The following is a 16,085-nucleotide window of genomic DNA, read 5'->3' on the forward strand; positions in this document are numbered from 1 at the left end:
ACGCCCCGGACCATCGGCCCGGGGCGTTTTCTTGTGCGCATTTCTCCACGGTCAGGGAATGAACTGTGTCGCAACGACTACGCGACCCTTGACGGTTGCGGCATTCCGACCCAGAAATCGGTAAAAAATCCTTGTGCCTCAGGGCGGAACCGCTAACGTGCCAGTCCCGCCTATTTCGGCACGCAAGTCAGAGGAATTGAGGGTATGAAGATCAGCATCGAACGCGGCACCCTTCTCAAGGCCGTTTCGCAGGCTCAATCTGTTGTCGAACGGCGCAACACTATTCCCATACTTGCCAATGTGCTGATCGAGGCCGAAGGCGATCAGGTGCAATTCCGTGCCACCGATCTGGATATCGAAGTGGTCGACAAGGCCCCCGCGCAGGTCGAGAAAGCCGGGGCGACGACCGTCGCCGCAACCACCCTGCACGAGATTGTCCGCAAGCTGCCCGATGGCGCGCTGGTGACGTTGACCGCCGATAGTGCTGCGGGGCGTCTGACGGTCGAGGCGGGCCGGTCGAACTTCTCGCTGGCGACTCTGCCGAAAGAGGATTTTCCGGTGATGGCGTCCTCGGAATATGCGTCGAACTTTACCACCTCGGCAGCGCTGTTGCGGCGGTTGTTCGACAAGTCGAAATTCGCCATCTCTACGGAAGAGACGCGGTACTATCTGAACGGCGTTTACATGCATGTGACTGACGGGTCGGACGGCGGCAAAGTGTTGCGATGCGTGGCCACCGACGGGCATCGTCTGGCGCGGATCGATGCAGATTTGCCGGATGGCGCGGCGGACATGCCGGGCGTGATCGTGCCGCGCAAAACGGTGGGTGAGCTACGGAAACTGCTGGACGATGATGAGATGGACATCGCCGTCTCGGTTAGCGAAACCAAGGTGCGGTTTGCCACGCCGGATATCACGCTGACCTCGAAAGTCATTGATGGCACCTTCCCCGACTACACCCGCGTGATCCCACAGGGCAATACCCGCAAACTGGAAGTGGATGCCGCCGAGTTCGCGCAGGCGGTGGACCGGGTGGCGACTGTTTCGTCGGAACGCTCGCGTGCGGTGAAGCTGCAACTGGACGGGGATAAACTGGTTCTATCGGTGAATGCGCCGGATAGCGGGGCGGCTGAGGAAGAACTGGCCGTGGCCTATGGCGACGAGCGGTTGGAGATCGGGTTCAACGCGAAGTATCTGCTGGAGATTGCCTCGCAGGTGGATCGCGAGAATGCGGTTTTCCTGTTCAACTCGGCGGGCGACCCGACCCTGATGCGCGAGGGCAATGATCAGAGCGCGGTTTATGTTGTCATGCCCATGCGCGTCTGATCGCGCTGGCGCGCGATGGCTCCGGCGGAGGTATTTTTGAACAGAAGAAGGGAGGGGTCATGGGATTGGCCCTGACCGAGCTTACGGTCTCGCATTTTCGGTCTCATAAATTGGCGCGGTTGTCATTGGATGGACGGCCGGTGGCGATTCACGGACCGAACGGGGCGGGAAAGACCAATATCCTTGAAGCGGTGTCATTGTTTTCACCCGGGCGTGGGATGCGGCGGGCGAGCGCGGCTGAGATGACGCGGCGGCCTGAGGCGCTGGGGTGGAAACTATCAGGTGTTCTGGATGTCCGCGGCCAGCGGTCTGAAATCCAGACCTGGTCCGAGGGCGGCGCGGCGCGGCAGGTTCGGATTGATGAGAAATCTGCGACACAAATAGATCTGGGCAAGCTGGCGCGAGTCGTCTGGCTGATCCCTTCAATGGACCGGCTTTGGATCGAAGGGGCCGAGGGGCGGCGGCGGTTTCTGGACCGGATCGCGCTGAGTTTTGATCCCTCGCACGCCGAAGCCTCGCTGACCTACGAAAAGGCGATGCGCGAGCGGAACCGGCTGTTGAAAGAGCAGGTGCGGGATGCGCATTGGTATGCGGCGCTGGAGGGGCAGATGGCTGAAATGGGTCATCGTATCCATGCCGCTCGGCTAAAAGCGTTGGGGCATTTACGGGCTGCGCAGGATCAGGCGGAAACGGCGTTTCCCTCGGCCGATCTGGATCTGGTACAGACCGAGGGCGCGATGCCAGAGACGGCGGAAGATTTGCGTGAGGCTTTGGATGAAAGCCGGTTTCGCGATCTGGCCGCAGGACGGACCTTGGTGGGACCGCACCGGTCGGACCTGTATGGGGTATTTGCCGCCAAGGGGGTACCTGCAAAGGATTGCTCGACCGGAGAACAAAAAGCGCTGCTGGTTTCGTTGATCCTGTCCAACGCGCGGGCGCTGGCCGGGATGGTTGCGGCACCGCCGATTGTGTTGCTGGATGAGGTGGCCGCGCATCTGGATGCCGGGCGGCGTGCGGCGCTGTATGACGAGATTTGCGCGCTGGGCGCTCAGGCCTGGATGACGGGCACCGGGCCTGAGCTGTTTGCGGAACTGGGCAACCGGGCCCAGACGTTGATCGTCAGCGACGGCGACGAAGGCTCGGTCGTGGCTTAGGCGGGCTCGCCGACTTTACGTTCCCACAGGAAGCCGCGCATGACTTCGTCCACCGGGGTCTGCGCCATTTGGTTGACGTAGTTCGACATGGTTTTCTGCGCCAGACCAAGTACCACGTCCAAAACCGCGCGATGCGAGTAACCGGCGTCGAAGAAGGCTTGCAGTTGTTCCTCGGTCGGGTTGCCGCGGGATTCCATCACTTGCAGGGTGAATGTGCGCAGTGCCTCAAGCTTGGCCGAGGGCAGCGGGGTTTCGTTGCGCAGAGCCTCGGTGATGTCATCCGAGATCTTCATCATCTTGGCGATACCGGTATGGGCGGGCACGCAGTAGTGGCACTCGTTCGCCACGTTGATCGTCTGCCAGACGACGGTTTTCTCATCATCGTCGAAATCGGTCTGCAGGAACAGGCCGTGCAGGACCTGATAGGCCTCAAGATGCTGCGGACTTTCCGCCATCACTTTGTGCAGCCCAGGCAGGCGGCCAAACGCGGCCTGTGACTTTTCCAGCAGCGGTTTCGACCCTTCCGGGGCGGTTTCGAGGTCATGAGAGGGGAAATTTGCCATGTCAAAGCTCCTGTTTCTGGCGCGATGAGTCGTATTTAGGCTTTCTTGAGCGATCACTCAAGTATATATTTGAGCGAACGTTCAAGAATTGGTGAAGCCGATGCCCCGTAAGCCCTCATATGACCGCGATGCGCTGATTGCGCAGGCCCGGGATCTATTCTGGCGGCAGGGATGGGCCGGGACCTCGCTGAAGGATCTGGAGCGGGACCTGAACCTGAAACCCGGCAGTTTCTATGCCGCCTTCGGGTCCAAGGATGCGCTGTATGCGCTGACGCTGGAACGATACGCGCAGGATGGCGTGGCCCGTCTGATGGCGTTGGCCGATGAGATCGGGCCGCTGCCGGCGCTCAAGGCGCAGCCGCATGTGGTGATCGACGAAAGCGAAATGCCCGCGCGCGCCTGCATGCTGGCCAAGACTTATGCGGAATTACAGGCTAGGGGGCACGATCTGGCCGACAAGGCTGGATGCCATATGGCCGAGATGAAGGACAGTTTCGCGACGCTGTTTCGCCGGGCGCAGGAGGCTGGGGAAATCGGACCTGACCACGACCCTGATCGTCTGGCCGCGCGCTATCAGTCTGACATTCTGGGCCTGCGTCTGTCGGCGGAGCGCAGCGACGTGAATGCGGCGGAAATTGCCGCTGATATCGCGGCGGATCTGGATCGGCTTTGATCCTCGCCAACCCTCAGATTCCGACACAAAATGTTGGGGGATCGCGTGACAATGCCCACCAGAAAACGTATAAGTTACCAAAATAATATAGGTACTGACTTAATGTCCGAAGACGCACAGGCACCGCAGGAATACGGCGCGGATTCCATCAAGGTTCTCAAAGGCTTAGAAGCGGTTCGCAAGCGCCCCGGGATGTATATCGGCGACACCGATGATGGCTCGGGTCTGCACCATATGGTGTATGAGGTTGTGGACAACGGAATTGACGAAGCTTTGGCCGGCCATGCGGACCATGTGACCGTCAAAATCCACGCGGATTCCAGCGTTTCGGTCAGCGATAACGGGCGCGGAATCCCGGTCGATATTCACCCGGAAGAGGGTGTTTCAGCGGCCGAGGTCATTATGACCCAGCTGCATGCGGGCGGGAAGTTCGACAGCAATTCGTATAAGGTGTCAGGTGGCCTACACGGAGTGGGTGTTTCGGTGGTGAATGCCCTGTCCGACTGGCTGGAGCTGCGCATCTGGCGTGCGGGCAAGGAACATGTGGCGCGCTTTGAGGGCGGTGAGACGGCGGAGCATCTAAAAGTCGTGGGCGAATGCGGCGACCGCACCGGGACCGAGGTTCGGTTTCTGGCCTCGACCAACACGTTCTCGAACCTTGAATACTCGTTTGAGACGCTGGAAAAGCGCCTGCGCGAACTGGCCTTCCTGAATTCGGGTGTGCGGATCATTCTGATTGATGAACGTCCGGCAGAGCGGCTGGAAACCGAGCTGTTCTATGAAGGCGGCGTTAAGGAATTCGTCAAATATCTCGACCGGTCGAAAACCCCGGCGATGCCCGAACCGATCTATATCAAGGGCGAGCGCGACGACATCGGCGTCGAAATCGCCATGTGGTGGAATGACAGCTATCACGAGACGGTGCTGCCCTTTACCAACAACATTCCGCAGCGCGATGGCGGGACGCATGTGGCCGGTTTCCGGGGCGCATTGACCCGGACGATCAACAATTATGCGCAGTCCAGCGGGATTGCGAAGAAGGAAAAGGTCAGCTTCACCGGCGATGACGCGCGCGAAGGTCTGACCTGCGTTCTGTCGGTCAAGGTGCCGGATCCCAAGTTCTCATCCCAGACCAAGGACAAGCTGGTGTCGTCCGAAGTCCGCCCGGCGGTCGAAGGTCTTATGAATGAAAAGCTGGCCGAGTGGTTCGAGGAGAACCCCAATGAGGCCAAGACCATCGTCGGCAAGATCATCGAAGCCGCCTTGGCGCGTGAGGCTGCGCGCAAGGCCCGCGAACTGACCCGTCGCAAGACGGCGATGGATGTGAATTATCTGGCCGGGAAGCTGAAGGATTGTTCCGAGAAAGACCCCTCGAAGACCGAAGTCTTTCTGGTCGAGGGGGACTCAGCGGGTGGATCAGCCCAGACCGGTCGGGATCGTCTGACGCAGGCGGTGCTGCCCCTGCGCGGGAAAATCCTGAACGTCGAACGCGCGCGGTTTGACCGGATGCTGTCGTCGCAGGAAATCGGCAATCTGGTGATGGCGCTGGGCACCGGCATTGGTCGCGACGAGTTCAACATCGAAAAGCTGCGCTACCACAAGATCGTCATCATGACTGACGCGGATGTGGACGGGGCGCATATCCGCACCCTGCTGCTGACCTTCTTCTATCGCCAGATGCCAGAGCTGATCGAGGGCGGATATCTCTACATCGCGCAACCGCCGCTCTATAAGGTTTCGCGTGGAAAATCAGAGGTTTACCTGAAGGATCAGGCCGCTTTGGATGACTACCTGATCAATCAGGGCGTCGAAGGTGCGGTGCTGAAGCTGGGCTCGGGCGAGGAAATCATCGGTCAGGATCTGACCCGCGTGGTTGACGAAGCGCGGCAGTTGAAACGCGTGCTGGACGCCTTCCCGACGCATTACCCGCGTCACATTCTGGAACAGGCCGCGGTGGCCGGAGCTTTCGTGCCGGGCGCGGTTGACGCCGACCTGCAGGGTGTGGCCGACAAGGTCGCGGCCCGTCTCGACCTGATCGCGCTGGAATACGAACGCGGCTGGCAAGGCCGCATCACGCAGGATCATGGTATCCGCCTTGCCCGCATCCTGCGCGGCGTCGAAGAGGTCCGAACACTGGACGGCCCCATGCTGCGCTCGGGTGAGGCGCGAAAGACCGGGTCGTTCACGCAAAGCCTGCAAGAGGTCTATAACACGCCCGCCACGCTGGTACGCCGCGATCGGATGCAAGCCATCCACGGCCCGCTGGATCTGCTGCGCGCGATTCTGGAAGAGGGCGAAAAGGGCCTATCGCTGCAGCGCTACAAAGGCCTGGGCGAGATGAACCCGGACCAGCTGTGGGAAACCACTTTGGACCCGGATGCGCGCACGCTGCTGCAGGTCCGCGTCGATGACATGGTCGAGGCTGACGATCTGTTCACCAAACTCATGGGCGACGTGGTAGAGCCCCGCCGCGAGTTCATTCAGCAGAACGCACTGAGCGTGGAAAACCTGGATTTCTAGCGGCCCTCGCCGCCACGCCGCTTATTTACAGATCGGCAACACCAACGGAGGTTGTTTTGGCAGAGACTGCCTCCATTGGTTTATGACCGGCTGTAACTTGCTTTTGGGCCAGAACTTAGGCGCGCCGATGGCCTGCAGGCAGGCAGCATTCCAGTAAAGCCCGGCGCGGGACAGGGATCGCCCCTTTTTCACCGCTTTTGCCACCGCATTGATGTCTTTGGATTCCGGATAGATATACAGCGTTGTCGGGTTCCCCTCGACCAGCGCCAGGATGTCCTTGGACGCGGATTGGGACCAGGTTGTGCAGCCATTGCTGCGGCCGCCGGTGTAGTTCACCAGTCTTCCGTAGGGAACATAGCCTTCGGCATCGGCATGCGGGCTTTGCGGGTTTTTGAAACGGCATTGCCATTTAAGGAAAACGGCGGGGTGGCCGCCGATGGCCCGTTCCCTTGCATTGCTCGTTTCACCCTCGCCATCGAACAGAAGGAAGGTGCGGTAGAACGGTGTGCGTTTGCCCGACTGGTTGTAGTAACCTTTGAACGAGGTGCGCGTTTCCGCCGTCATGTAGGACCCGCCCGCCGTCAGCTTCGATCCCTCGGCGTTGCTGAAGTTCTTTGCGCATTGCCGACCGTTCGAGAAATTGGCCCGCTGCAATTTGCGCCCGTTGCCATAGCCCGAGGACACGGCGCGGAAGACCTTCTGAGACTCGCAAATCACATAAAACCGCCGCCCCGGATTGCCCCCGGGCGAGGTGCTGGGGCGGGTCGCATCCTTGGCGAGGTAGCAGGGGTTTCTGACCACCCCCTGCCGACGTTTTTCCTGATAAAGTGCCCGCGCCCGTTGCAGAACTACCGGTGCGATCTGGCCTTCGCCGGTTCCCACATGTTTCTGCAGCCAGGCAGGAATGTCGGACGATAGCGCGTGGGCAATGGTTGACGAGAATGCGACAGCCATAACGGCGGCAAGGCGGAGCGGCTTGGTCAGCAACGGGAAAACTCCTGCTAGAATGTCCTCAGATACAAACTAGCACAGATTGTTCGCCTAAAGGCGTCAATCCGGAGATGATGTCCGCGACTGTGGCCGCAAATCCTAGGCTGCCTTGGGAGCCTGGGTTCAGAAAATCTCGCAGGCCTGTCCGGCAACCTTGATCACGCGGTCATCGCCAGCCTTGATGCATTGCGCCGGGACCGCACCACCAAGTTCTTTCTTGGGTGAGGTCATCCAGAAAGCGCGCTGCCACGGTGTCATGCTGTGGGGCAGGGCTTGCAGCACTTTCTCCATCAGCGGCAGGGGCGTGCCATCTTCGGCGAACTGAAAGGACGGGTAGGCGTCAGTGCCTTGATAAGGCAGGGAAAGTACCTTTCCGGTCCGTTTCCAGATATCGCCGATCCGCGTCAGATGCCACGCGCCACCCTTCCACCGAGCGTGCACGGCGCTGTCATCCAGCAAAGGATAATCCCGCGCGAAATCGTCTTTCTGGGTGTTTCTGACGGCGTCACTGCGCCCGTCGACCTTCGACAAATACATCAAAAAACTCACACTATTCACTCACCACGGCTCAAGCATACTACCGCAAAGCGATTCGTGCCAAAGTGAAACACTTCACACTGTTTCAATGGAATGAGAGGTTTGCGGAGGTTTTTTTGTCCACAGGCCGTGAGGCTCGCACCGGGCGCGCGGTTCCCGGTATTGTCACGGATCGGGGCAATACTTACCTCAATCACACCGCGTTCACGGCTCTGCCACGGGCGCATCCTGAGGGTTTGCAACAGATGGGTTACACAAAAACGGCACTGCTGATGGCCGCCATGACCGCCTTGTTTATGGGGCTTGGGTATCTTCTGGCCGGGACCGGCGGCATGGTTCTGGCTCTGGTCGTTGCCGCGGGCATGAACGTGTTCACCTGGTGGAACTCGGATAAAATGGTGCTGCGTATGCATAATGCGCAACCCGTTCCCAGCGGGGATCGGCTGGGCCTGTCGCAGATGGTGCATGATCTGGCGCGCAATGCCGGGATGCCGACGCCCGCAGTCTATCTGCTGGACACCCCGCAGCCGAACGCGTTTGCAACCGGGCGCAATCCGAACAATGCCGCCGTTGCCGTGACCTCGGGCCTGATCCGGACCCTGTCGCGCGAGGAACTGGCGGGTGTTGTGGCCCATGAGCTTGCCCATATCAAGAACCACGACACCGCGATCATGACCGTCACCGCGACCTTCGCGGGTGCGATCACGATGCTGGCGAATTTCGCGCTGTTCTTTGGCGGGCGGCGGGATAGCGGGGTCGGGTTGGTCGGGACCATCGCGCTGATGATCCTGGCCCCGCTGGCTGCTGGGTTGGTGCAGATGGCGATCAGCCGGACACGGGAATACGCCGCCGACCGTCTGGGGGCCGAGATTTGCGGCCAGCCGCTGGCGCTTGCCTCAGCGCTTGAGCGGATCCAGCAGGGCGCGGCCCGGATCGACAATGATGCGGCCGAGCGGAACCCGGCGACGGCACATATGTTTATCATCAACCCGCTGCATGTGCATACGCGCGACAAACTGTTTTCGACGCACCCTTCGACGGCGAACCGGATAGCGGCCTTGCGCAAGATGGCCGGAGAGGCAGGTTCGTCCCGCGCGCCCAAACCGGAAAGAGCCCGCCGACCCGGCAGTGGGCCGTGGGGGTAAAACTTCGCTACGTCTCGTGTGAGGCCAGCACTTCGCTCTGATACCCGAACAGGGCGGGCAGCCCGCCGGTATGCAGCAAGACCACCTTTTGACCCGTTGTGACCTGACCCTCGTGGACCAGATCCAGCAACCCGGCAAAGGTTTTGGCCGAATAGACAGGATCGAGGAAAATGCCCTCGGTCCGGGCCATTCTCTCTAACGCCGATCGCGTTTTTGGACCCACCTGACCATAGCCCGGAGCCAGCGCGCCGTCCCATACATCGACCCTGTCGGCCACCAGCGCCGGATCAATCTTCAGCAGGTCCGCCAGCTTTTGCAGGACAACAGACATGCGCGCGCGCTGTTGATCGGCATCGCGGCGCACGCAGATGCCGAACACCCGCGCCTTGGAACCTGATGACGCGACCCCGATCAGAAGCCCGCCATGGGTCGCGCCGCTGCCAGATGGCACAACGACCGCGTCAAAATCCGGCATCTGCGCGCAGAGCTCCTGCCCCGCAGCAACATAGCCAAGCGCACCCAGCGGCGGATGGTGCAGCCCAAGATGGATGACATAAGGTGTGCGGCCTTGCGCTTTCAACTCATCCGCGCGGGCATGCAGGGCGGCATCGGCCCCGGCCTCGTCTTCCCCGACGGGATAGCTCATATGCTCGGCGCCCAGAATTTTCGCCAGCAGCACGTTGCCCGAGGTGTAATAGTCCGGCCCCATATTCGGCACCCGTTCCTCAAGCTGCAGAACGGATTTCATGCCCAGGCGCGCCGCGGCCGCTGCAGCAGACCGAACGTAATTCGACTGCACCGCGCCTGTGATCAGGATCGTATCGGCCCCCTGCGCCAGCGCATCACCGAAATAGAACTCGAGCTGCCGGGTCTTGTTGCCCCCGAACCCAAGCCCGGTCAGATCGTCACGCTTGAGCCAGAGGTCGATCCCCAGTTCGTCGGACAGGCGCTCCAACCGGTCCAGCGGGGTCGGGCCGGACATCAGGTGCGCCCTTGGAAATTGTGCCAACAGATCGGTCTGTGTCATCATGCATCCACCCGGTTCACGCCATCCCATAGGCGCGTTGAAACAGAACATAGCAGGCAATCACCGAGATCACCCGGATTGCCGTCTTGATCGCGGCTTGCGGCAGGTAGGGCCGGGCCATGCGCCCGCCGAGGCTGCCCAGCACCGTGATCCCCGCAAAGGCCCAAAGCTGCGGACCAAGCGGGATTGACTGCCAGTCTGACAGGCTGTGCAGCAGAAAGGCGATGCCATAGGCCACCAGCGCGATGGGTTGCACCAGCCGCGCAACGTCGCGGGCCGGGCGGCCCTTGGCCATCAGGCCAAACACCATCAGCGGCCCTGGCGTCGCGGCCCAGACCGTGGCCAGCCCGGACAAGCCCGAAACGGTGGCAAACCCGGTTGTGCCGATGGCCGTCCGCGCCGGGATCAGCGTTGTCAGCACGCCGATCAGCAGAAGAGTTCCGGTCAGGGCCAGCACGAATGGTTCGCTCAGCCACGGATAGATGGCCAGCCCGAGGATCACGCCCGCAAGGCATCCGAGGATCGCGGTGGATATGGTCTTTTGCTCCGCGCTGACAATGCGCCAATCTGTGGCGACGGCTGACACAATGGTGTTGAGCAACAACAGCGCCGGAACAGCGGTGGCCGTGCCCAGCAGGATCATCATCGGCGGGCCCGCGACGATGCTGAAGCCGATGCCGATCCCGACCTGCAGCATCGCGCCGAGGCAGATGGCGATCATCAGGATGGCGAGTTCTGCGGGCACCTTTTCCCCTTAGTAACGTCTGTGACCGGGCGTGGTTTAGCCTTTTTCGGCGACGCCTGAAACCACCCTTCACCCCCAGGGCATGATCCCGGAATAGGGCGCACGCGTGGTCACGGTGTGCGCCATCTGCGCAAGGGTTGTCAGGTCAAAAACCGGCAGCTCCAACGCCTGCTGAATTTGCGCGGCATAGGGCGGCAAATCGGTGCATTCCAGAACGATGGACCGTATTTCGGGCGTATCGCGTTTCAGGTCTCGGGCGGCTTGTAGCACCTCGGCCTCGATCAGGTCGGTGTCCATTCGGGTGCGGGTGTTGCGCAGGATGACCTCGGCAAACTCCTGCGTGGCTTCCAGCCCTTTCACGGCCACCGGAATGCCGGCCGCGCCCACGCCCGCGAAATGGCGCGGGGTCAGGGCCGAGGCGTCCGCTGTCAGAACCCCAACCGGCGCGCTTGCCCCGGTCATGTGATAGGCCAGCGGCACCTGAATCAGGCTCGACGCGAAGACGGGCACGGAAACTTCGGCGGCCAGTTCCTTTTGAAACAAGGCCAGAAAGCCGCAACTGCCGGTGATGGCGCGCACGCCCTCGGCCTCGAGCCGCTGCGCGCCCTTGATGAAGGGGTCCAGAAGATCGGGGCTCGGGTTGTTCAGCAATGTCCGAACAGTGACCCCGTCGATCATTTCGTAAAGAACGGGGAAGGGCAGGCTTGAGGGGTTCTTGATATGCCCCGGCGGTTTCGGGAAATAGCTTTCAAGGCACAGAACCCCAATGGATGCCCCGCAGATATTCTGTCCGCCTTGGTAAATCGGCATGAGTTCAGGTCCTTTCGGTGATCGTGTACGGCCCCTCAGAACCGGGCCAGAGAATAGGGGCTCAAGTCGACGTTCAGACGGCGCTCGGACACAAGATCTGCCACAAGCTCGCCGGTTTTCGGGGCCATCATCAGCCCGTAATGCGAATGTCCGAAGGCGGTGAAAAGCCCAGGTTTTCCGTCGATTTGGTCGATTGCGGGCAGGCTGTCGGGAAAGGACGGGCGTCGCCCCATCCAGAACCGCGTCTGACTGCTATCCAGATCGGGTATCATCGCCTTTGCCTGATCGGTCAGGATCGCTTGTTTGCGGGGGTCGGCAGGAGCGTCGATGCTGCCAAACTCGGCAGTGCCCGCGACCCGCAGACCATCCTGCATCGAGCTTGCGACCACTTTCGCATCCACATCCATCACCGAGTTGTTCAGACAGGCCGATGGGGATGGGAACTCAACATGATATCCCCGTTCGGCCACAAGCGGCACCGGCAACCCCAGCGGTTTCAGAAGGTCGGCGGACCAGACACCGGCGGCCAGAACGACCGTGTTCGCGTGTAAGGCCTCGGCAGGGGTTTGCAGATGCCAGCCCCCACCGTCGGCACTTGTCAGCCCTGTGATTTCGGTCTTTACGATCTCGGCACCCCGCTGACGAGCCTTCTCGGCCAGAACCGCGCCGACCCGACCGGGCGATGTGATCCGCGCCTGACCTTTGATTACAACGGCGGCCTTGTAGTCCCGGCTCAGCGCAGGTTCAATGCGGCGAAGCTCATCGCCGTCAACACGCTCTAACTCGCTGCCTTTTTCGGTGCGGATCAGGTAATCCAGACCCTCAAGATTGGCCTGTTCGGGGCGGCGGTAGGCGTGAATGTAGTTGCTGTCGACAATCAGGTTTTCCTGGCCGGTGCCCTGCAGATGCATGCGGTAAAGCTCGATAGACGGGCGGCACAGCAACTCCATCGCGTCGGCGGTTGCGCGCACGGTCTTTTCGCCGGAATTCGCAAGGAACCGCATGCCCCACGGGATCATTCTGGGCCAGAACGACATCCGGACCGACAAGGCGCTTTTGGGGTCCAGCAGCATGTGGGGCAGCTTCTTCCAAATGCCGGGCGTGGACTGAGGGATGATTGACCAGGGCGACACCACGCCTGCGTTGCCAAAGGAAGTTTCCTGACCTGGCTCACCCCGGTCGATCAGACGAACCCGGACACCCCGATCCTGCAGCGACAGGGCGCAACAGATGCCAACGATCCCGGCCCCGATGATTGTAACCTGCTCGGCCATCAGATCAGGCCGTGGAATGGCTGCGGTTGCGCGCGATCAGTTGCGTCACGATCACCGGCGACGCCACGGCCAGCGCGATCAGGTCAGCGGTCAGCGAGGGCGCGACAAAGATCACCCCGGCGATCGCCATCAATATGCGCGACGCCACGTTCAGGGGTTGCAGCCAATAGCCGACCACAGCCGCAGACAGGGCGATCACACCGGCGATACAACTGGATGCGGTATAGGTGAATTCCCACAGGTTGAACCCGGTCGAAGACACGAACAGCAAAACCGGGGCGTAGACAAAGGCCATCGGTGCGATGACCTTTCCAAGCCCGAGGGTAAAAGCTGACAGGCCGGTTCGGAACGGGTTCGAATTGGCAATCGCCGCCGCCGCATAGGCCGAGGTGCACACCGGTGGCGTAATCTCGGACACCACGCCGTAATACAGCACGAACAAGTGGCTTGCGATCGGCGGCACCCCCAGTTGCGCCAGCGCAGGCTGCGCGACCGAGACCAGCATGATGTAAAGCGCCGTCGTTGGGATGCCCGCGCCCATCAGGATGCAGACCACCGCGATAAAGACCAAGGAGATGAACAGTTGCAGGTCTTCCATGGCAAACAGCTGGAAGCTGCCGAACGAGATCATGTTGTACAGATCCGACGCCAGATTGCCCGCGCCCTGCGTCACCATGAACCCGATACGGAAGCCGATGCCGGTGGTGTTGATCACGCCCACTACGATGCCCACGGCCGCCGCCGCCGCGCCAACGGCCAGCGAGTATTTAACGCCCAACTCGACCGCCTGCAGCATCTCGGGCACTTCGATGCGTTTTTGCGGGTTGAGCGTGGCGACGACGGATAGCGCACACAGGGTTGCGGTCATGGTCAGATCGAAGCCGCCATCCGAGAATTTCCACAGAACAAAGGCCAGAAACGCCGCCGCGTAGATCAGGGTCGGTGGCTGCTTGATTCGCGACATGCCCGCGATCACCGCCAGAGAGATGCCGCAAAAAGCCGACATGAACGGCGTGTAGCCGGAAAACAGCACCACCAGCAGGCCGATCAGTGGGACGATATTGGCCCAGCCCTCGGCCCAGACCGCTTTCAGTTGCGGCAGCTGCTCTTTCGCCAGACCCTGCAGGTTCAGCTTGCGCGCCATCAGGTGCACAACGGCGAAGACGCCGACATAATGCAGGATCGCTGGGAAGATCGCGGCGATCACGATGGTGGTATAGGGCACCTCGAGGAATTCAGCCATGATGAAGGCTGCGGCCCCCATGATCGGCGGGGTGATCTGGCCCCCAGCCGAAGACGCGGCCTCGACCCCGCCTGCGAAATGGCCGGGATAGCCCAGACGCTTCATGTTCGGAATGGTCAGCGCCCCGGTCGAGACGGTGTTGGCAACCGACGAGCCCGAAATGGTTCCGAAAAAGGCCGAGGATACGACGGACACTTTCGCAGGCCCGCCGGTGTAACGCCCAGCCAGAATGGTTGCGTTGTCGATGAACAACTGCCCCAAACCGGTGCGCTGGGCGATGACGCCGAACAGCACAAAGTGGAACACGATGGTTGAAACGACCCACAGCGTGACGCCATAGATGCCTTCCTGCGGGAAATACATCGACGAGACGAAGGTTTTGAAATTAACTCCCGGATGCTGCAGCAGACCGGGGAAATAGGGGCCCAGCAGGGCATACGACATGAACACGCAGATGATCAGCGGCAGCACCCATCCCAGCGTGCGGCGCGCGATATCCAGCACCAGAAGGATGATGACGACGCCCAGAGCAACGTCATAGGTGTTGGGGTTGCCCATGCGGAAGGTTTGTTCCTCGATCCCCAGAAACGGGATGCCGCGCCAGGCAACGCCGACGTAAAGCGCAGCAATGATGCCAAGCGCCATGAACACCAGATCGTAAAGTGGGATATTCCCGATCCGAAACCGGCTGACCTTGAGCGCATAGAGGTTTTTGGACCCCACGATCGGGATCGTCGCGTAGACCAGAATGAACAGCAGGGCCAGATAGATGCCCATATGCCAGTGATCGGCGGGCAGGCCGAAACCCGCCGTGAAAAACTCGTAGAACGCAAAGATCAGGGCCACGACCCGCAGGACCTTGCCCGCCGTCGGCGTGACCTGCCGGACGGCGGCGCCTTCGTCGAACTGTTCCTCGATCGCGGCCAGTTCCTCGGCCGTCAGTTCGTGGTCATCAAGTTTCTGGGTCTCGGACATGATGGCCCCCTGAGATCGCGCGTTTGGAGAATCCGGTGCCCTGAAAAGGGCACCGGATGGTTGTATTCAGCAGGTTCGGGTTACTGCAGCAGACCGGCTTCTTTATAGAACTTCTCGGCCCCCGGATGCAGCGGCACGCCCAGGGCCTCGACCCCGTCCAGCGCCGTGTCGGGTGTGATCTGCTTGCCTTTGGCGTGGCCATTGTCCAGAAGCTTGCGGGTGTTGTCGTTCCAAAGAGCTTTGGTCATCTGGTAGACCAGATCGTCCGACAGGTCCGAAGACACCACCAGCATTGCGCTGACCGCAGGTGTCTTGGTCTCAGAGTCGATGCCTTCATAAACACCACCCGGAATGGTCGAGGGGATATAAGCCGGAATGATCTCATTGATCTTGGCCATATCTTCGTCGGTGAAGGAATGCAGGTTCATCCCCTTGGTCGAGGACAGTTGCACCATCGCGGCTACGGGCCAGCCAGCGGCGTAGAAATAGGCGTCAAGCTGACCATCCGCCAGACGCTCGGCGCTTTGGCTGTTGTTCAGTTCGGCCTCATCCATGTTGTCGCGATTGACACCCCAGGCATCCAGCATCTGCAGCACGGCCACTTGCGTGCCAGACCCCGCCTGTGCGATGCCCACGCGCTTGCCTTCCAGATCGCTCAGGTCAGTGATCGTTTCACCCGCCGGAAGCACCAGATGCAGGTCTTCGGGGAACAGGTTGGCGACAATACGCAGCTTGGGATGGGGTTTACCGTCGAATTTACCCTCGCCCAGATACATCGAGCGAGTGACGTCAGCCGCAGCAAGCCCGGCTTCCAATTCGCCATTTTGCACGGCTGCGTTGTTGAAGACCGAGGCGGTCGTGGACTGCGCAATCGCGATCAGACCGGGCACACCGCATTGGCCGCCCTCTTCACAGGGGCGCGATCCCGGAGGGGCCGAGATACCGTTGGCGATAGTTCCGCCGATCGGAAAATAAGTACCGCCCGCGCCGCCGGTGCCGATGCGGAAAAAGGTCGGGTCCTGTGCCAGCGCCGGCGCAGCAAGCGCGCCAGCCAGGGCCAGACCGGTCAGACATTTCACTAGATTCATTACAGTCTCCCAAAT

General features: G+C 61.0%; 14 protein-coding genes. 5 read left to right on the forward strand and 9 right to left on the reverse strand.

Translation table 11 applies throughout. From position 1 onward, the window contains the following. Window positions 1-204 precede the first annotated feature (204 nt). Both dnaN and recF read left to right on the forward strand, forming a co-directional pair. Window positions 205-1,326, forward strand: coding sequence for a DNA polymerase III subunit beta (gene dnaN / locus ACR0NJ_RS19075; RefSeq protein WP_480818682.1), 1,122 nt, complete (start codon window positions 205-207; stop codon window positions 1,324-1,326). 59 nt (window positions 1,327-1,385) lie between these two features. Then, a complete protein-coding gene (recF, locus tag ACR0NJ_RS19080; protein ID WP_480818683.1) occupies window positions 1,386-2,480 on the forward strand; it encodes a DNA replication/repair protein RecF in 1,095 nt (364 codons plus the stop codon). On the opposite strand, the gene ACR0NJ_RS19085 is transcribed toward recF, so the two are convergent. Then, on the reverse strand, window positions 2,477-3,043 hold the full coding sequence (locus ACR0NJ_RS19085) for a carboxymuconolactone decarboxylase family protein (protein ID WP_480818684.1): 567 nt from the start codon (window positions 3,041-3,043) through the stop codon (window positions 2,477-2,479). The two genes, recF and ACR0NJ_RS19085, sit on opposite strands and share 4 nt — an antisense overlap. A gap of 100 nt (window positions 3,044-3,143) precedes the next feature. On the opposite strand from ACR0NJ_RS19085, the gene ACR0NJ_RS19090 reads away from it, so the two are divergent. Together ACR0NJ_RS19090 and gyrB are read left to right on the forward strand one after the other, a co-directional pair. Next, window positions 3,144-3,716, forward strand: coding sequence for a TetR/AcrR family transcriptional regulator (locus ACR0NJ_RS19090; RefSeq protein WP_480818685.1), 573 nt, complete (start codon window positions 3,144-3,146; stop codon window positions 3,714-3,716). Window positions 3,717-3,818: 102 nt separating this feature from the next. Further along, window positions 3,819-6,236: a DNA topoisomerase (ATP-hydrolyzing) subunit B gene (gyrB, locus tag ACR0NJ_RS19095; RefSeq protein ID WP_480818686.1), complete on the forward strand. Its 2,418-nt coding sequence runs from the start codon at window positions 3,819-3,821 to the stop codon at window positions 6,234-6,236. A gap of 21 nt (window positions 6,237-6,257) precedes the next feature. Here gyrB and ACR0NJ_RS19100 read toward each other — a convergent pair whose 3' ends face one another. Together ACR0NJ_RS19100 and ACR0NJ_RS19105 are read right to left on the reverse strand one after the other, a co-directional pair. After that, a complete protein-coding gene (locus ACR0NJ_RS19100) occupies window positions 6,258-7,223 on the reverse strand; it encodes a hypothetical protein (protein ID WP_480818687.1) in 966 nt (321 codons plus the stop codon). 126 nt (window positions 7,224-7,349) lie between these two features. Beyond that, window positions 7,350-7,763, reverse strand: coding sequence for a hypothetical protein (locus ACR0NJ_RS19105; RefSeq protein ID WP_480818688.1), 414 nt, complete (start codon window positions 7,761-7,763; stop codon window positions 7,350-7,352). Between the two features lie 245 nt (window positions 7,764-8,008). Here ACR0NJ_RS19105 and htpX point away from each other — a divergent pair, with 245 nt between their 5' ends. Next, complete coding sequence (htpX, locus tag ACR0NJ_RS19110) at window positions 8,009-8,908, forward strand: zinc metalloprotease HtpX (RefSeq protein WP_480818711.1); 900 nt, start codon at window positions 8,009-8,011, stop codon at window positions 8,906-8,908. Window positions 8,909-8,915: 7 nt separating this feature from the next. On the opposite strand, the gene ACR0NJ_RS19115 is transcribed toward htpX, so the two are convergent. The 6 genes from ACR0NJ_RS19115 to ACR0NJ_RS19140 form a co-directional block, all read right to left on the reverse strand. Beyond that, window positions 8,916-9,935, reverse strand: coding sequence for a D-cysteine desulfhydrase family protein (locus ACR0NJ_RS19115; protein ID WP_480818689.1), 1,020 nt, complete (start codon window positions 9,933-9,935; stop codon window positions 8,916-8,918). A 16-nt stretch (window positions 9,936-9,951) separates the two neighbouring features. Continuing rightward, window positions 9,952-10,680 (reverse strand): hypothetical protein, encoded by a 729-nt coding sequence (locus ACR0NJ_RS19120; protein WP_480818690.1) that lies wholly within the window; start codon window positions 10,678-10,680, stop codon window positions 9,952-9,954. A gap of 69 nt (window positions 10,681-10,749) precedes the next feature. Then, entirely contained in the window at window positions 10,750-11,490 is a 741-nt protein-coding gene (locus ACR0NJ_RS19125) for an aspartate/glutamate racemase family protein (RefSeq protein ID WP_480818691.1), read from the reverse strand. A 35-nt stretch (window positions 11,491-11,525) separates the two neighbouring features. Next, window positions 11,526-12,764, reverse strand: a complete 1,239-nt coding sequence (locus ACR0NJ_RS19130) for an NAD(P)/FAD-dependent oxidoreductase (RefSeq protein WP_480818692.1) — start codon at window positions 12,762-12,764, stop codon at window positions 11,526-11,528. Window positions 12,765-12,768: 4 nt separating this feature from the next. Beyond that, on the reverse strand, window positions 12,769-14,982 hold the full coding sequence (locus tag ACR0NJ_RS19135) for a TRAP transporter permease (RefSeq protein WP_480818693.1): 2,214 nt from the start codon (window positions 14,980-14,982) through the stop codon (window positions 12,769-12,771). 80 nt (window positions 14,983-15,062) lie between these two features. Continuing rightward, window positions 15,063-16,070 (reverse strand): TAXI family TRAP transporter solute-binding subunit, encoded by a 1,008-nt coding sequence (locus ACR0NJ_RS19140; RefSeq protein WP_480818694.1) that lies wholly within the window; start codon window positions 16,068-16,070, stop codon window positions 15,063-15,065. Window positions 16,071-16,085 lie beyond the last annotated feature (15 nt).

Source organism: Ruegeria sp. F11 (assembly GCF_056533855.1).